Source organism: Variovorax sp. YR752, assembly GCF_943372545.1.
On sequence record NZ_CALRZC010000192.1, the window covers coordinates 1 to 16,381 of the forward strand.

Sequence of the window (16,381 nt, forward strand, 5' to 3'; positions counted from 1 at the left end):
GTCGAAACTGCGCCAGCGCAGCCGTTCGGCCTGCTCCAGCTCCGCCCCTTCCAGGCTCGGCTCGCTCAGCGCGCTCGCCGCCGTCGGCTCGTCCGCGCCGCCGCATCCCGCCAGCACCATGCTCGCAACCGCCTGCATCACCAGCAGCGCGGTCCGCTTCCTGCGGAGTTTCATTCCCAACAACCCTTCGTTCAATCTTGTTCGGTCGCGCTGATGCGCGACCCGCGGCCACCTTGCCCACAGCGGCCTCCTCGGGAGGACACCGCTTGCGGTGCCAGACGGCGCCGCTTTGCAGGGGTGATGGGCACGATATCGGCGAGGCATGCCGGCACCGGTAACCACGGCGCAACGATGTAACGGGCGGAATGAGTCACCCCCCCTTGATCAAGGGGGAGAACACGGGGAAATGTCTGTCGCCGCGGAACAAGCCGCCGCGTTTGTTACAACTTCGCCGGGGATCCGGCGTGTCGCGTCAGGGCCGCGAACCCGTCGCTACCGGGCGAAGTCCGCCAATGCCCTGCAGGCGAAATGCCTCGGCCAGCAAGTCGCCGACCCGCGTTGCACCGCTGGCGTTCATGTGCACGCAGTCGTAGAAGTGCGAGGGCTCGAAACCGGCTCCCTCGAGATCGATGTAGTGCCCGCCTGCCGCGGGACATTCCTGCGCCATGACCTCATTGAGCGACAAGATGGCCAGACGATAGTCCAGGCCATTGAACTTGCGCCCCTGGTACGTGAACACGTCGGGAATCCCGCGCCATGCATCGCCGTGGCGCCGATAGATCAGCGACGGCTGCGACACGCATACCGGCTTGGCGCCGCGCGCTTCGATCAGCTGCAGCAGACGGCGCAGGCGTTCGCGAAAGGCCTCGCTGCTGGCCGCGACCAGGGGAGCAATGTCGGCCGCGGGCGCCGTGCTCGTGTAGTCCGAATCGGTCGGAAAGATCAGCTTGTGTGCCGCGAACAGGGGCGCGTCCGCACGGGCCGCCAGCGCACGGCGCGCCAGTCGCAGCAACGCGGAGTTGTCGTTCACGGCCCGCTTGAGTCGCGCCAGCCAGCCCGCCGGTTCGTCGGCACGCAGATCGGAAGGCGCCCGCTCGGTGCGCAGCGCCGCATCATTGACACCGATATAGAGCAGCACGTATTCCGGCCTCAGCCCCGGCACGAGGGGCAGCCAGCGCTCCAGCGCGGCGATGTGGCCGAAGCTCGAATGCCCGTCGACGCCTGCGTTGGCGATGCACCAGGGCCCGCCTCCGTGGGCCTGCGTCATATGCGCCTGCAACCGATCCTGCCAGGTCTGGCCATCGCTCACGTAGACCTGGTCGGTCGTCGACCCCCCAAGCGTCACGAGACGCACCTGCGCCGGGTCGACGCAGGACCCGCGCAGGCCGTAGCGGTCCCTCGTGTAGCGCACCGGCGCCGCATCCGGACCATAGATCCGCCGGACGTCGTACACGACACTGCGCTCGCGCACCACGTTGAGCCTGTCGACCTCGCTCCACGAGCCTCCACGGAGCCAGCCGCCGAACACCAGTTCCAGCCCCAGCAGGCCGAGCAGGAGGACCAGCAGGCTGGCCGCCACCAGGACGAGGATCTGTCTAGTCGAGCTCATAGGCGTTGCGGTAGTCCTGCTGCAGCGCCGGGTCCTGTGCCGACTTGTCGAGCAGGCAGTTGCCCACGGCGAGCAAGTCGATCTCGGTGCCCATCAGGCAGCGGAATGCATCCTCCGGCGTGGCGACGATCGGTTCGCCGCGCACGTTGAACGACGTGTTGACCAGCACCGGGCAGCCGGTCAGTTCGTGGAAGCGGCTGATCAACTGGTGGTACAGCGGATTGGTCTGCCGGTGCACGGTCTGGATGCGTGCCGAGTAGTCCACGTGCGTGACGGCCGGAATGCTGGAGCGCGGCACATTCAGCTTGTCGATGCCGAACAGCTGGCGCTGGGCTTCGTTCATCGGCAGCTGTCGGTCCTCGCGCACATCGGCCACCAGCAGCATGTAGGGGCTGTCGCTGTCGATGTCGAACCAGTCCGCGACGTGCTCGCGCAGCACGCTCGGCGCAAAAGGACGGAACGACTCGCGGTACTTCACCTTCAGGTTGAGCGTCTTCTGCACGCTCGGCGAACGCGGGTCCGCCAGGATCGACCGTGCCCCGAGCGCACGCGGTCCGAACTCCATGCGCCCCTGATGCCAGCCGACCGCCTTGCCATCGGCGAGCGCACGCGCCACGGCATCGATCATGGCCGCGGTGTCGAGCGTCCTGAAGCGCGCGCCGGCCGCCACAAGCCGGCGCTCGATGTCGTCCTGCGAATACGACGGGCCGAGGTAGGCCCCGTGCATCGCGTCGCGCCCCGGCCGGACCTGACGCTCGCCGCCGAGCACGGTGTGATAGACGGCCAGTGCGGCGCCCAGGGCCCCGCCGGCGTCGCCTGCCGCCGGCTGCACCCAGAGATCGTCGAACAGTCCCGAGCGCAGCAGCTTGCCATTGGCGACGCAGTTCAGCGCAACGCCGCCCGCCAGGCAGAGCCGGCGCAGGCCGGTCGACCGGGCGATGCCTCGCGCCAGCGCCAGCATCACGTCCTCGGTGACCACCTGCACGGAGGCGGCCAGGTCCATCTCGCGCTGCGTCAGCCGCGACTCGGGCGAACGCGGCGGCCCGCCGAACAGTTCGTCGAAGCGGCTGTTGGTCATCGTCAGCCCGGTGCAGTAGTCGAAGTACTGCATGTCGAGCATGAACGATCCATCCTCGCGCACGTCGATGAGGTGATCGCGGATCAGTCCGGCGAACCGGGGTTCGCCGTAGGGGGCGAGCCCCATCACCTTGTACTCGCCCGAGTTGACCTTGAACCCGGTGTAGTAGGTGATCGCGGAGTACAGCAGGCCCAGCGAGTGCGGGAAGCGGATCTCCTTGTGGATCTGCAGCGAGTTGCCCCGGCCGACGGCCATCGAGGTGGTGGTCCACTCGCCCACGCCGTCCAGTGTGAGCACCGCGGCCTCGTCGAACGGCGACGGAAAGAAGGCGCTCGCGGCATGGCTGAAGTGATGCTCGGAGAAGAGCAGCCGTTGCGACCAGTCGGTGGCGCTGCCCCACAGGCGGTCCAGTTCGCCGACGATCACCGACTTCTGGAACAGCTTGTCCTTGAGCCACACCGGCAGCGAGGTCGCGAACGATCGGAAGCCGCGCGGCGCGAAGGCCAGGTAGGTCTCCAGCAGGCGCTCGAACTTCAGGAACGGCTTGTCGTAGAAGACGACGTGGTCGATATCGCGCGGATTGCAGGCCGCCTCGCCAAGGCAGTAGGCAATGGCATGGACCGGAAAGGCGGCATCGTGCTTCCTTCGCGTGAAGCGCTCTTCCTGCGCGGCCGCGACGATGCGCCCGTCATCGACCAGACAGGCGGCGGCATCGTGGTAGTAGGCCGAGATGCCGAGGATCTTCATCGCATCAGGCCCTCGCGCGCTAGAACAGCGTGTAGATGAACGGCGCGAGCACGGAGCCCTGGGCAATCACGAGCAGTCCGCCGATCGCCACGAGCAGCAGAACGATCGGCAGCAGCCAGAGCTTCTTGCGCGCACGCAGGAACGCCCACATCTCTTTCAGGAATGCCATGGGCCTCCTCAGAACTGGTTGCCGAAGCTGTCGCCGCCGGGCCCGGGCGGGTCGCGAGGCTGCCAATGGGTGGGCTGATCGCGGCGCAGGCGCAGCCGGAGTTCGTCGCGCCCGGCCAGCCGCTGCACCAGTGCGACCGGGGTGACGACCCCGTAGAACAGCACGCCCAGCACGACGGGACTGACCAGGCGGCCGAGCAGATGGCCGAGCGCCATCCAGGCGCGGTTCAGCGGGCCGAGCAGCGCCGGTCGCCACGCCGAGGCCAAGCCGAACAGCAGCGACACCGCCGCCAGCAGGCCGGCAGCGAGCATCGCGCCATGGCGCCACCCTGCCCAGGCAGCCAGCAGCGCGAACACGGCCGTGAACAGCACGCCGAAGCTGCGATCGCCTGGCGCCTGCGGCCGTGGCGAAGCGGATGCACGAACGTCGTGGGGCATGACTTGGACCTCGCGGTCTCCGGAGGTCTGGTTCTCCGGCGAGCGCCGCCAATCTAGTTGGAGGCGTGCGGCGCCGCCAACCCGCGGATGGGTGGTTCTGGCGCCACCGGGTCGACCCAGGCGCCGAAGGGACGCACTTCCATTCCGGCTGCGGCCACCGCCACGCAGGCATGCGCGCCGGAGGGCAGCCGCGCGCCCCACAATGTCCAACCCGCAGCAGCTTCGCGGTCGCCGCCGAAGGCAAGCAGCCGCGCAGGCGCGTCGGGATCGACCTCGACCACGAAGGCATCGAGCGGTTCGTGCAAGCCGCGCCCGAGCGACTTGACCACAGCCTCCTTTCTCGTCCAGGCGGCGATGAACGCCTCGGCGCGGCGCGCAACGGGCAAGCGCTGCAGCGCGCGCACCTCGTCGGCGGCGAAATTGGCTCGTGCAATGGCATTGAAGTCATCCACCACACGCATCTGCTCGACGTCGACGCCCAGCGCGTGGCGGGCGCAGAGCGCCACCAGCAGTTCGTCGCCCGAGTGCGCGACGTTGAACTGCAGCGTCGGGCCACGCCCTTGCGCCTCCAGCCCGGGTTTGCCCAGCGCCGACACCACCAGGCGCAAGCCCTGAGGGTCGCGGTCGAGGTACCAGCCCAGCAGGATGCGCACGAGCGCGCGACCGGCCACGAAGCGCTGGCGCAGCCGATCGCCGCGCAGGCGATCCGCGCGCTCGCGCTCGGCACCGTCGAGCAAGCGGTGCAGATCACCCGTCGCCGTCACGGCAGTGTCCAGAGGCATGCGCCAGACATGCACTTGATCTGCATCCAGCGCAGGCGCGTCGCCCCCATCCGTGCCGCACAGTGCGCGCAGCAGGTCGAGGTGAATCGAGCGGTCGGTCGTCGGTCTGGCGGGCATCGTCATTCGACCCGGCACACCCGGCGTCGACATTGCGAGGAATTCTGCACAGGTCGGGTGAAGAAATTGCTCACGATCGCCATCCGTTCTGGGGGGGATATCGCGGACATCCGGCGATAGGATCCGCAAGTCAAGAAGTGTGAAGCCGGCGTGGAGACTGGCGATCGCGTCAATGGGGAGAGCTTGGTGATCAGATCGGCACGCGGCAGGCAACAAGAACGGACACGGCGATTGCCGCGCGGGCGGTCATGAGCAACGCATGGGTGCGCCGGTTCTCGCCGCGGCCGCAGGCCCGCGCCCGCCTGTTCTGCTTCGCCCATGCCGGCGCCGGCGCCTCCGTCTATCGTCTCTGGCCGTCGGGACTTCCCGCCGACCTGGAAGTGTGCGCCGTGCAGCTGCCGGGCCGGGAGACCCGTCTTCACGAGCCGGCACTGACGGACATGAACCAGATCGTCGAGGCCGCGCTGGGTGCCCTGGTCAGCGAATTCGATCGCCCGTTCGCCTTCTTCGGCCACAGCATGGGCGCCGTGGTGGCCGCCGAGCTCGCGCATGCGCTCGCCGCACGCGGCGGGCCTCTGCCCGGCCATCTGGTCGTTTCGGGTCGGCGCGCCCCACAGTGCCCCGAGACCGACCCGCCGCTGCACAGGCTGGACGATGCCGACTTCGTCGCCGAGCTGAATCGCCGCTACGGCGGCATCCCTGAGGAAGTGCTGCAGCATGAGGAACTGCTGCAGTTGCTGCTGCCCGCCTTGAGAGCCGATCTGCAGGCCCTGGAGACGTCAGCGCGCGCGCAGGGCCGGGCAGCCCTGCCGATGCCGCTGAGTGCCTTCGGCGGCAGCGACGATGACCGGGCGCAGCGCGATCAGCTCGAGGGCTGGGGCGCAGAGACGCGCGGCCCGTTCCGCGTGCGTGTGTTCCCCGGTGACCACTTCTACCTGCAGCCCCGGCGCACCGAGCTGCTGGCCGACTTGTCCGTGACCCTGGCTCCGCTGCTGCCGGCTCCGCTGCCACGGATCCACGCGTGACCTTCCGGGCCGCCATGCACAGTTCACCGCCGGTGGCAATCGTCGGAATCGGCTGCCGCTATCCCGGCGGCGTGGCCGACGCGCGCGCCTTCTGGCAGCTGCTCACCGAAGGGCGCGATGCGATCGGCGAGATCCCGCGCGACCGCTTCGACCTCGATCGCTTCTACGACGCGCGGCCGGCCACGCCGGGCCGCGTGATGACACGCTGGGGCGGATTCCTCGACAACCTGGACCGCTTCGATGCCGCCTTCTTCGGCATTTCGCCGCGCGAAGCCGAACGCATGGATCCGGCCCAGCGCCTCGTGCTCGAGACGGCCTGGGAGGGTCTGGAGGATGCCGGCCTCGACATCGCAGCACTCGACGGCAGCGCCACCGGCGTCTTCATCGGCCAGTGGTTGAGCGACTTCGAGGCGCGCCTGTTCGACGACCCGGAGCAGGCCGACTTCTACATGACCACCGGCAGCGGCCGCTACGCCACCTCGGGCCGGCTGTCGTATCTGCTCGGACTGCGCGGCCCCAGCCTGACGCTGGACACCGCCTGCTCGTCGTCTCTGGTGGCGGTGCACGCCGCGTTGCGCAGCCTGCGCAGCGGGGAGTGCCAGCTGGCGCTGGCCGGCGGTGTCAACGTGATCCTGCAGCCGCACATCAGCGTGGCCTACTCGCAGAGCCGCATGATGGCACCGGACGGCCGCTGCAAGTTCGGCGACGCGCAGGGCGACGGCTACGTGCGCAGCGAGGGCGCCGCGCTCGTCGTGCTCAAGCCGATGGCGCGTGCACTGGCCGACGGGGACCGCATCTATGCCGTCCTGCGCGGCAGCGCGGTCAACAACGACGGCCGCAGCAGCGGCTCGATGGGCACACCCAGCCGCGCCGGTCAGGAGGCGCTGCTGCGCAGCGCCTATGCCGATGCCGGCGTTGCTGCCGCGGACGTCAGCTGCATCGAGGCGCACGGCACCGGCACCCGCGCAGGCGATCCGGTCGAACTTGGCGCACTCGCCGCCGTGCTCGGCGAAGGCCGTGCCGGTGCGGCGCGCGCCCGCGTCGGCTCGGTGAAGACGAACTTCGGTCACACCGAGGGCGCCGCCGGCGTGGCCGGCCTGATCAAGCTGGCGCTGGCCCTGCACCACGGCCGCATCCCGGCCAGCCTGCACTGCCGCGAGCCGAATCCGGCAATCGACTGGGCGCACGCCCCGCTCGAACTGGCGCGCCGCGAGGATGCCTGGCCGCCAGGCCCGCGGCTCGCGGGAGTCAGCGCCTTCGGCATCGCCGGCACCAATGCCCACGTCGTTCTCGAGGGCGCGTCGTCCGGCGCCGCGGCCGACGCAGCACCGGTCACGCTGCCCGACCGTCCCGCGCTGCTGCTGCTGTCGGCGCGCAGCCGCGAGGCCCTGGTGGCGCTGGCGCGTACCTACGCGCAGCAGTTGCACGGCGCCGACCGGCCCCGGCTCGACGACCTGTGCTGGGCCGCGGCCACCCGTCGCACGGCGCTGTCGCACCGGGCTGCATTCGCCGCCGCCGACGCCGCGACGATGGTCTCGCGCCTCGAGGCCTTCGCCACCGGCGAGGCCGCCGACGCCGAAGGCGTGGTTCACGTGGCGCCGGCTCGCGGCCCGGTGTTCGTGGTACCGGGCCAGGGCGGTCAGTGGGCCGGCATGGCGCGCCAGCTGCTCGACGCCGAGCCGGCGTTCCGCGACGCCCTCGCCGCCTGCGACGCGGCGGCGCGCCCCTGGCTGCACATCTCCATCGTCGACTACCTGCGCTCGACACCGGCGGGGCCGGAACGCATCGACGAAGTCCAGCCCGTGCTGCTGGCCGTGGCCATCGCCTGCGCACGCTGGCTGGAGTCGGTCGGCGTGGCGCCGTCGGCGCTGATCGGCCACAGCATGGGCGAGGTCGGCGCTGCTCACCTCGCCGGTGCGCTCGACCTTGCCCAGGCGATGCGCATCATCTGCCGGCGCAGTGCGCTGATGTCGCGCGAGAGCGGGCGCGGCGCGATGGCGATGGTCGAACTGCCGATGGACGACGCGGGCCGGCGGCTCGCCGGTCTGGAAGACCTCCTGTCGGTGGCTGTGAGCAACAGCCCTCGCTCCTGTGTGATCTCCGGCGATCCGGTGGCGCTGCGCGGCCTGCTCGACCGGCTCGAGTCGGAAGGCGTGTTCTGCCGCCCGATCAAGGTCGACGTCGCCTCGCACAGCCCGCAGATGGACGCCGCGTCGGCGGCGCTGTCCGCCGAACTGGCCGACCTGCAGCCGCAGCCGCCGCAGCGCGAACTGCTCTCCACCGTGCTGGCGCGCCCGGTGCAAGGTGCCGAACTGGACGGCGGCTACTGGGGCCGCAATCTGCGCCAGCCGGTTCGCTTCACCGACTGCGTGCAGCAGGCGCTCGACGGTGCGGCCGGCAGCTTCATCGAACTCGGTCTGCACCCGGTCCTTGTGGCGGCGGTGGAGCAGACGGCGCAGTCCCGCTCGCATCGCATCGCTGCCATGTGCTGCGGCCGGCGCGATGAGACGGAGTCCGTGCGCCTGATGGCCGTCCTGGCCGGGCTGTGGGTCGCCGGCCACGCGCTCGACCTGCAGCGCGTGCTGCCGGCGGCGCGCCGCTGGGTCGACCTGCCGCACTACCCGTGGCAGCGCGAGCGTCACTGGATTCGTCTGGCCGATCCGCTGGAACAGCGCCGCAGACGCGGTGCGGCCCCCGTCGCCGTGCCGGCCGAACAGCAGGGCTGGCTGCACGCGCTGCGCTGGGTGCCTGCGGAAGCGCCGGCCGCGGCGCCGGACGCTGGCCCGTGGTGGGTGACCGGAGAGGCGGCCGACAGCCTCGCTGCTGCCTGGAACAGCGCTGGCCACACCGCCCGGGCGATCGCTGCCGACATGCTGGAAGCGACCTTGCGCGACGGTCCGTCGCCCAGCGTGCTGGTCTGTCTTCCCGGCGACGATGCCGACGCCGGCTGGCTGCCGGTAGCCACGCTGCAGGCGGTGGCACGATCGGGGCGGCTCGACGGCAGCCTGCGCCTGTGGGTGGTCACGCGCGGCGCACAGGTGCGCGGCGGCCGGGTGGCGGTGCGCGCCGCAGCGGCCTGGGGCAGCGGGCGGGTGCTTGCCGACGAGCACCCCGACAGCTGGGGCGGGCTGGTCGACATCGACCCGCAGGCCACACCGGACCAGGCTGCCGTGGCCCTGGCCGGCGAATTCGGCACGCCGGGGCAGGCGCAAGTGCTGTGGGACCGTGGCGAACGTTTCGAACTGCGCCTGCGGGCGCTGATCGATGGCGAGTTCGAGCCTGCCCCGCTGCCGTGGCGCAAGGACGCGTCCTATCTGCTGACCGGCGGCCTCGGCGCCGTCGGCCTGAAAGTGGCTGCTTCGATGGTGGCGCAAGGCGCGCGCCGACTGCTGCTGCTTGGTCGCCATGGCCTGCCGCCGCGCTCACGCTGGCTCGATGCCGACCTCGCACCGCGCGACAGGCAGCGCATCGCCGCCGTCCGCGCGCTGGAGGCTGCGGGCGCCGCGGTGCAGGTCGTCGAAGCCGACGTCGCCAACGCCGCATCCCTCGAAGGCGCGCTGCAGCGCCATGACGCCGAAGCCTGGCCGCCGATCCGCGGCGTGGTGCACGCGGCCGGCGTGCTCGACAACCGGCTCGCGCTCGCGCTCGACCGAGACAGCCACGATCGTGTCGGCGCGGCCAAGCTCACCGGCGCGCTGCAACTGGACCGCCTGCTGCCCGAACTCGACTTCTTCGTGCTGTTCTCGTCGGTCAGTGCCGTGCTGGGCTTCTCAGGCATGGCGAACTACGCGGCAGCCAATGCCGGTCTCGACGCGCTGGCCGCCGATCGCCGCGCACGCGGCCAGGCCGCGCTCAGCCTGCAATGGGGCCCGTGGGAAGGCACCGGCATGCACGGCGGCGACAACGCCGCACAGGAAATGGAAGTGCTGCGCCGGCGCGGTGTGCGCAGCTTCGGCGCGGATCAGGGTGCGGCCCTGTTCGCGGCGCTGGCGGGCCGCGCCGAGGCCACTGTCATGGCCGTTCCGATCCACTGGCCGACGCGGCGCGCAGCCGGCCACGGCGGCTCGCGCGGGCTGTTCGCAGGCCGCGGCGAGCTCGGCGAGACGATCGCCGGCGCCGGGCTGGCGCAGCGGCTCGAGGCGCTGTCGCCGGACGATCGCCGCCGGCTGGCCGAGCCGCTCGTGCGCGAGGCCGTCGGTGCGGTGCTGAAGCTGGCGCCGGCACGCATCGATCCGGCGCAGCCATTCGGGACGCTGGGTCTGAGCTCCCTGCTGGCGATGGAACTGCGCAACCGCCTGGAGACGCTTTTCGCGCGCCCGCTGTCGGCAACGCTGGCCTGGAACTACCCGACGGTCGACAGCCTGGTCGGCTTCCTGTGTGGCGACAGCCCCGCCGCCGTGCGGCCCGCCGCGGCATCCAAGCCCGCGGCAATCAGTGCCGACGTCGGCCGCCTCAGCGACGCCGAAGCCCTTCAACTGCTGCGCCGCCGCCGCTGAGATCCGGATGAGCACCGACACCCCGACCCCGACGCTGCGCGAGCTGTCCCCGCTCAAGCTCGCACTGCTGGCCGGGCAGGCGCGCGCCGCCAGCGAGCCACTGCTGCGGGCCGATCCGATCGCCATCATCGGCATGGGCTGCCGGCTGCCGGGCGACGTGTTCGACGCCGAGGGCTTCTGGCAGTTGCTGTGCGACGGCATCGACGCGGTGCGCGAGGTGCCGCCCGGGCGCTGGAACACCGAGGCGCTGTACGACCCCGATCCCGCCGTGCCCGGCAAGATCGCTTCGAAGTGGGGCGGCTTCCTCGACACCATCGACGGTTTCGACGCTGCCTTCTTCGGCATCCTGCCGCGCGAGGCGGAGCGCATGGATCCGCAGCAGCGGCTGTTCCTCGAGGTTGCCATCGAGGCGCTAGACCATGCCGGCCTGCCGCGCGACAAGCTGGCCGGCTCGCGCACCGGCGCCTTCGTCGCCAGCTACTACAACGAGTACGCGCAACTTCAGTACGGCAACCCGGCGATCATCGACGCACGCACGCTGACCGGCACGGTGCACAGCGTGCTGGTCAACCGGCTGTCCTACCTGCTCGACCTGCGCGGGCCCAGCATCTCGATCGACACCGCCTGCTCCTCGTCACTGGTGGCCATCCACCTCGCCTGCCAGAGCCTGCGCCACGGCGAGAGCGACATCGCCATCGCCGGCGGCGTCTCGCTGATGGTCACCGAGGCGCAGATGATCTCGCTGTCCAAGGTCGGCTTCATGGCGCCCGACGGCCGCTGCAAGACCTTCGACGCGAGCGCCGACGGTTTCGGCCGTGGCGAGGGTTGCAGCGTGCTGGTGATGAAGCGCCTGGCCGACGCGCTGGCCGATGGCGACCGTGTGCTCGCCGTGGTGCGCGGCTCGGCGGTGAACCAGGACGGCCACTCGACGGTGCTGGCCGCGCCCAACGGCCTCGCGCAGCAGGCGCTGATCCGCGAGGCGCTGGACAACGCCCAGGTCGAAGCATCGAGCATCGGCTTCATCGAGACGCACGGTACCGGCACGCCACTGGGCGATCCGATCGAAGTCGAGGCGCTCGGCGCCACGGTGGGCGTGCCTGCCGCCGGCGCGACGCCTTGCCTGCTCGGTGCGGCGAAGGCCAATCTCGGCCACCTCGAGGCAGCCTCCGGTGCGACCGGCGTCATCAAGGCGGTGCAGGTGCTGCGTCATGGTGAGATCCCGGCCCAGGTGCACTTCCGCAACCTCAATCCGCACATCTCGCTGGCCGGCACGCGCCTGGCGATCGCGGCACAGCGCACGCCGTGGCCCGCCGGAGCCGCGCCCCGCCGCATCGGCACCAGCGGTTTCGGGGTCGGCGGCACCAACGCCCATGTGATCCTGGAAGAGGCGCCCCGCCTGGGCAACGAGCCGGCGGCGCCGACGCCGGCGCCCTGGCTGCTGCCGCTGTCGGCACAGAGCGAGGCGGCCTTGCAGGCGCTGGCGCGGCGATGGGTCGACTTTCTTGGTCACGCCGCCGCACCGCTGCCGGCGCTGTGCGCCGCTGCCGGCGAACGGCGCTCGCACTACGACCATCGCCTGGCGGCAGTGGGAAGTTCCTCGAACGCGCTGATCACGCAGTTGCAGGACTTCGCCGAGGGCCGCGAGACTGCCGGCCTGGCCGTTGGCCGCCGCGCCAGGGCGCGCCCGCTGCGCCTGGCCTTCGTCTTTGGCGGCCAGGGCCAACAGTGGCTGGGCATGGGTCGCGAACTGCTGCGCAGCGAGCCGCTGTTCCGCGACACGCTGCACGACATCGATGCGCGCCTGCGTCGCCATGTGGACTGGTCGCTGCTGGAGCAGTTGGCGGCGCCCGAGCACGCCTCACGGCTCGACGACACCGAGATCGCCCAGCCGGTCCTGTTTGCACTGCAGGTGGCGCTCACCGCGCTGTGGGCGCACTGGGGCATCCGACCTCAGGCCGTGACCGGCCACAGCGTCGGCGAGATCGCCGCGCTGCACGTCGCCGGCGTGCTCGACCTCGACGAAGCCTTGCGTGTGGTCGTGCTGCGCGCGCGTTTCATGCAGCGCGCCACCGGCCAGGGCGCGATGGCCGCAGTCGGCCTCACCGAGGCGCAGGCACAGGCCCGGCTCGCGCCGCATGGTGGGCAGCTGTCGGTCGGCGCGGTGAACAGCCCTCGCGGCGTCGTGCTCTCGGGCGAACGGCCGGCCCTGACCGCGTTGCTCGCCGAACTCGAGCAGGAGGGTGTGCCGCAGCGCATGCTGCCGGTCAACTATGCCTTCCACAGCGCACAGATGAAGCTGCACGCCGAGGCCTTCGCCCAGGCACTCGGCGAGGTGCGCAGCAGCGCGCCGAGGCTGCCGGTCTACAGCACGGTGTCCGGGCGGCGTCTCGACGCTCGTGTCGATGCGGCCTACCTGGCGGGCAACGTGCGCCAGCCGGTGCGCTTCGCCGATGCCGTGACGGCCATGCTCGGCGACGGCCACGGCGCCTTCCTAGAGATCGCCGCGCACCCGGTGCTGGCGGGCGCCATCGCCGAGTGCGCCGAGACGTCCGAGAATCCCCCGCTGTCGCTGGCCTCGCTTCGCCGGGGGCGTGCCGAGCGCGAGTCGCTGCTGCAGTCCTGCGCGGCGCTCTATGCCGCCGGGCACACGCCGGACTGGGTCGGGCTGCAAGGCGGACCTGCCGAGGTGCTGGACCTGCCTGCCTATCCCTGGCAGCACCAGCGCTACTGGCTGCCCCTGCCTGACGCCGCGGCCGCGCCGATCGCGGCGGGAACACCGGCTGCGCCGCTGCTCGGGCGCCGGCTGGACGCCGCCGGCGGTGCACTTTTCGAGGCACACTGGCCCGGCTCGACGCCGGCCTGGCTGAGCGAACACCGCGTCGGCGGCCGGCTGATCGTGCCCGGCATGGCCCTGCTCGAGGCGCTTCGCGAGGCGGCCGCACCATCGCTCGGCGCCGACCGGGTGCGGCTCGACGATGTCGTCATCCATCGCCCGCTGCAGCTGGACGAGGGCGCAGCCAGCCGCTGGCAGGTGCTGGCGACCGAGGTTGCCGACGGGCGCGCGCGCGCCACACTGCATGGCCAGGACACGGCCGCGCCGACAGGATGGCAGAAGATCGCCAGCGCCAGCGTCACCACCGCCCCGACCGCTGCCGTGGTCGCCGACGCGCTGGCGGCAAGCACGTCCGACCCGCCGCTCGGTGCTGTCTACGACGCGTTCGCCGGCCTGGGCATTCAGTTCGGCCCATCGTTCCGCGTCGTGCGGCGCCTCGATCTGCATGACGGTGCGGCGACCGCCTGGCTGGCCCTGGCCGATGCCGACACGACGACCAGCACGAACACGCTGCTGCTCGACGGCGCGCTGCAGGCGGCGCTTGCCGCGCTCGGCGGTGGCGTGCCGCGCGAGGCCCTGCTACCGCTGGCCGTCGAGGTGGCCGAACTGCCGGCGACGCTGCCCGCCGCGCTGCGTGCCGAACTGCGCTGGACCCGGCCCGAGGGAGCCCGCACGGTGCGCGTCGACATCGTTCTGCATGCGCTCGACGGCCGCGTGCTCGGCCGCCTCGATGGCGTCAGCCTCGTGCCCGCCGGGGAACTCGCGAACGACGCCGACGACGTGCTCTACGAGATCGTCTGGACGGATGCCGAGCCCGCATCGGCGGGAGCGGCCGATGCCGGCTGTACGCTGGTGCTGGGCCACGACTGCGATGCGCTGGCTGCCGCGCTGCGGGCTCAGGGACGAACCGCCCTCGCCCGTGCCATTGCGCACTGGCCGGCCGAACGAGCGGGCTGGGAAGCGCTGCTGCAGGCCGGCGAGCCGCCACGCCCGTCGGCGGTCGTGCTGCTCGATGACGGCGCCGAGGGGCTGACAAGCACCTCTTTGCTGGGGCTGGTGCAGGCTCTCGCGCAGCGCGGCGACGCGGTGCTCAGCCTGGTCACCCGCGGTGCACAGGCGGTTCGCGACAGTGTCCCTCAGCCCGCTGCGGCGGCACTGTGGGGCCTGGGCAGCGTGATCACCGTGGAGCACCCGGAACTGGCGTTGCGCCTGATCGACCTCGACCCCGACACGGGCAGCGTCGACGTCGCCGCCGTCGCCGAGCGCTTGTGCACCGCGCCCGGCGGCGGGTCGCGCTGGGCCGTGCGCGGTACCGCGTGGCTGCGGCCGCAGCTGCGCCACCATGCCGCCCTGCCTTCGCGTGCCGCGGCGCAGACACTGCGCGCCGACCCACGTGGCACGCTCGACGGCCTGGCCTGGGTCAGGCAGGACCCGTTCGCGCCGGGGCCCGGCGAGGTGCGCCTGCGCGTGCTCGCCGCCGGGCTGAACTTCCGCGACGTGCTGATGGCGCTGGGCATGATCCCCGGCCAGGAGGAATTCCTCGGCGCCGAATGTGCCGGCGTGGTCGAAGCCTGCGGCACCGGCGTGTCGGGCCTGAATCCGGGCGACCGCGTCTTCGGCTTCGCGCCGCGCAGCCTTGCCTCCCACGTGAACGTGCCGGCCGCCTACCTGGCCCCCTGGCCCGAGGCGCTGGGCTCGATGGAACAGGCCGCTTCGCTTCCGGTGGCGTTCCTGACCGCGATGCTCGGGCTGGAGCACATCGCAGGCCTGCGTCCCGGCCAGCGCGTGTTGATCCATTCGGCCGCCGGCGGCGTCGGCCTGGCGGCACTGCAGCTGGCCCGACGCGCCGGCGCCGAGGTCTTCGCCACCGCAGGCAGTCCGGCCAAGCGCGACCTGCTGCACCGGCTCGGCGCCACGCAGGTGTTCGACTCGCGTTCGCCCGACTTCAGCGCGCGCGTCCTGGCGCTCACCGACGGCCGCGGGGTGGACGTCGTGCTCAACTCGCTGGCCGGCGAGCTCATCGGTGCCAGCGTCGAGGCGCTGGCCGCACACGGCTGCTTCCTCGAACTGGGCAAGCGCGATCTCTGGTCGGCCGAGCGCTTCGCCGCCGTGCGCCCTGCCGCCCGCTACGCCGTCTACGACCTCGGCAGCACGGCCGCTGCCGAGCCCCAACGTCTGCGCCCGATGCTCGACACGCTCGTCGCCGCACTGCTCGATGGCTCGCTGCGACCGCTGCCGCTGCGCGTCTACGACTTTGCTCAGGCGCCAGCCGCGTTTAGGCTGATGGCACAGGCACGTCACGTCGGCAAGCTGGTGCTGCGCGCCCCGCGCGATGCGGGTTCGGCCGGCGAACTGGCAGTACGGCCGGACGCGCGCTACCTGATCACCGGCGGGCTCGGCGCACTGGGCCTGCATACCGCGCGCTGGCTGGCACGGCGCGGCGCACGCCATCTGCTGCTCAGCGCCCGCCAGGCGCCGTCTGCGACTGCCCTGCAGGCCCTGGACGCGCTGCGCCACGACGGCGTGACCGTCGAGGTCTGCGCCGCCGATGCCGGCGACGAGGCAGCCATGCGCAAGCTGCTGGCGCCGCACCCAGGGCAGGCGCCGCTGCGCGGCATCGTGCATGCCGCCGGCGTGCTCGATGATGGCCCGCTGCTGCTGCAGGACGCGCAGCGGTTCGCCCGCGTGCGTCGCGGCAAGGCGGACGGCGCACGCCTGCTCGACACCCTGACGCGCGGGCTGGCGCTGGACTTCTTCGTGCTCTATTCCGCCGCCGGCACGCTGCTCGGCCCGGCGGGCCAGGGCCCCTATGCCGCCGCCAATGCCGAGCTCGACGCCATCGCCCAGGCACGGCGCAGCGCCGGCCTGCCCGCGCTGAGTGTTGCCTGGGGGCTGTGGCGCGATGGCGGCATGGGTGCGCAGACCATCGCCGCCGGGCACGACACATGGACCGCGCGCGGCCTTCGCTGGCTGGAGGCCGATGCGGCCTTCGCGCACCTGGAACGGCTGTGGCGCGACGGCGCGACTCATGCCGCCGTGCTGCCGCTCGACTGGGCCCGCTTCCTCGCGGCACCGCCCGCGGGCCTGG

8 protein-coding genes are annotated in these 16,381 nt (G+C 71.8%); 3 read left to right on the top strand and 5 right to left on the bottom strand.

Going from position 1 to position 16,381, the window contains the following annotated elements; genetic code table 11:
- Positions 1-472 precede the first annotated feature (472 nt).
- The 5 genes from AAG801_RS31400 to AAG801_RS31420 are packed head-to-tail and all read right to left on the bottom strand — an operon-like array spanning position 473 to position 5,068.
- The gene (locus AAG801_RS31400) at positions 473-1,609 is read right to left on the bottom strand and encodes an SGNH/GDSL hydrolase family protein (protein ID WP_341891909.1); all 1,137 of its coding nucleotides are present in this window, start codon (positions 1,607-1,609) and stop codon (positions 473-475) included.
- Positions 1,596-3,434, bottom strand: coding sequence for a carbamoyltransferase (locus AAG801_RS31405; RefSeq protein WP_341891910.1), 1,839 nt, complete (start codon positions 3,432-3,434; stop codon positions 1,596-1,598). The genes AAG801_RS31400 and AAG801_RS31405 overlap by 14 nt, the downstream gene beginning before the upstream one ends.
- A 19-nt stretch (positions 3,435-3,453) precedes the next feature.
- A complete protein-coding gene (locus tag AAG801_RS31410) occupies positions 3,454-3,603 on the bottom strand; it encodes a DUF5989 family protein (protein WP_341891911.1) in 150 nt (49 codons plus the stop codon).
- An 8-nt stretch (positions 3,604-3,611) separates the two neighbouring features.
- Positions 3,612-4,040 carry an SxtJ family membrane protein gene (locus AAG801_RS31415; protein WP_341891912.1) on the bottom strand — a complete coding sequence of 143 codons (429 nt, stop codon included), beginning with the start codon at positions 4,038-4,040 and terminating at the stop codon, positions 3,612-3,614.
- A gap of 53 nt (positions 4,041-4,093) precedes the next feature.
- Complete coding sequence (locus tag AAG801_RS31420; protein WP_341891913.1) at positions 4,094-5,068, bottom strand: 4'-phosphopantetheinyl transferase superfamily protein; 975 nt, start codon at positions 5,066-5,068, stop codon at positions 4,094-4,096.
- A 119-nt stretch (positions 5,069-5,187) separates the two neighbouring features.
- Here AAG801_RS31420 and AAG801_RS31425 point away from each other — a divergent pair, with 119 nt between their 5' ends.
- The 3 genes from AAG801_RS31425 to AAG801_RS31435 all read left to right on the top strand — a co-directional run.
- Positions 5,188-5,964: an alpha/beta fold hydrolase gene (locus AAG801_RS31425; protein WP_341891914.1), complete on the top strand. Its 777-nt coding sequence runs from the start codon at positions 5,188-5,190 to the stop codon at positions 5,962-5,964.
- On the top strand, positions 5,961-10,460 hold the full coding sequence (locus tag AAG801_RS31430) for a beta-ketoacyl synthase N-terminal-like domain-containing protein (protein WP_341891915.1): 4,500 nt from the start codon (positions 5,961-5,963) through the stop codon (positions 10,458-10,460). Before AAG801_RS31425 ends, AAG801_RS31430 begins: the two co-directional genes overlap by 4 nt.
- 7 nt (positions 10,461-10,467) lie before the next feature.
- On the top strand, positions 10,468-16,381 hold a 5,914-nt coding region (locus AAG801_RS31435; RefSeq protein ID WP_341891916.1), incomplete at its 3' end, for an SDR family NAD(P)-dependent oxidoreductase.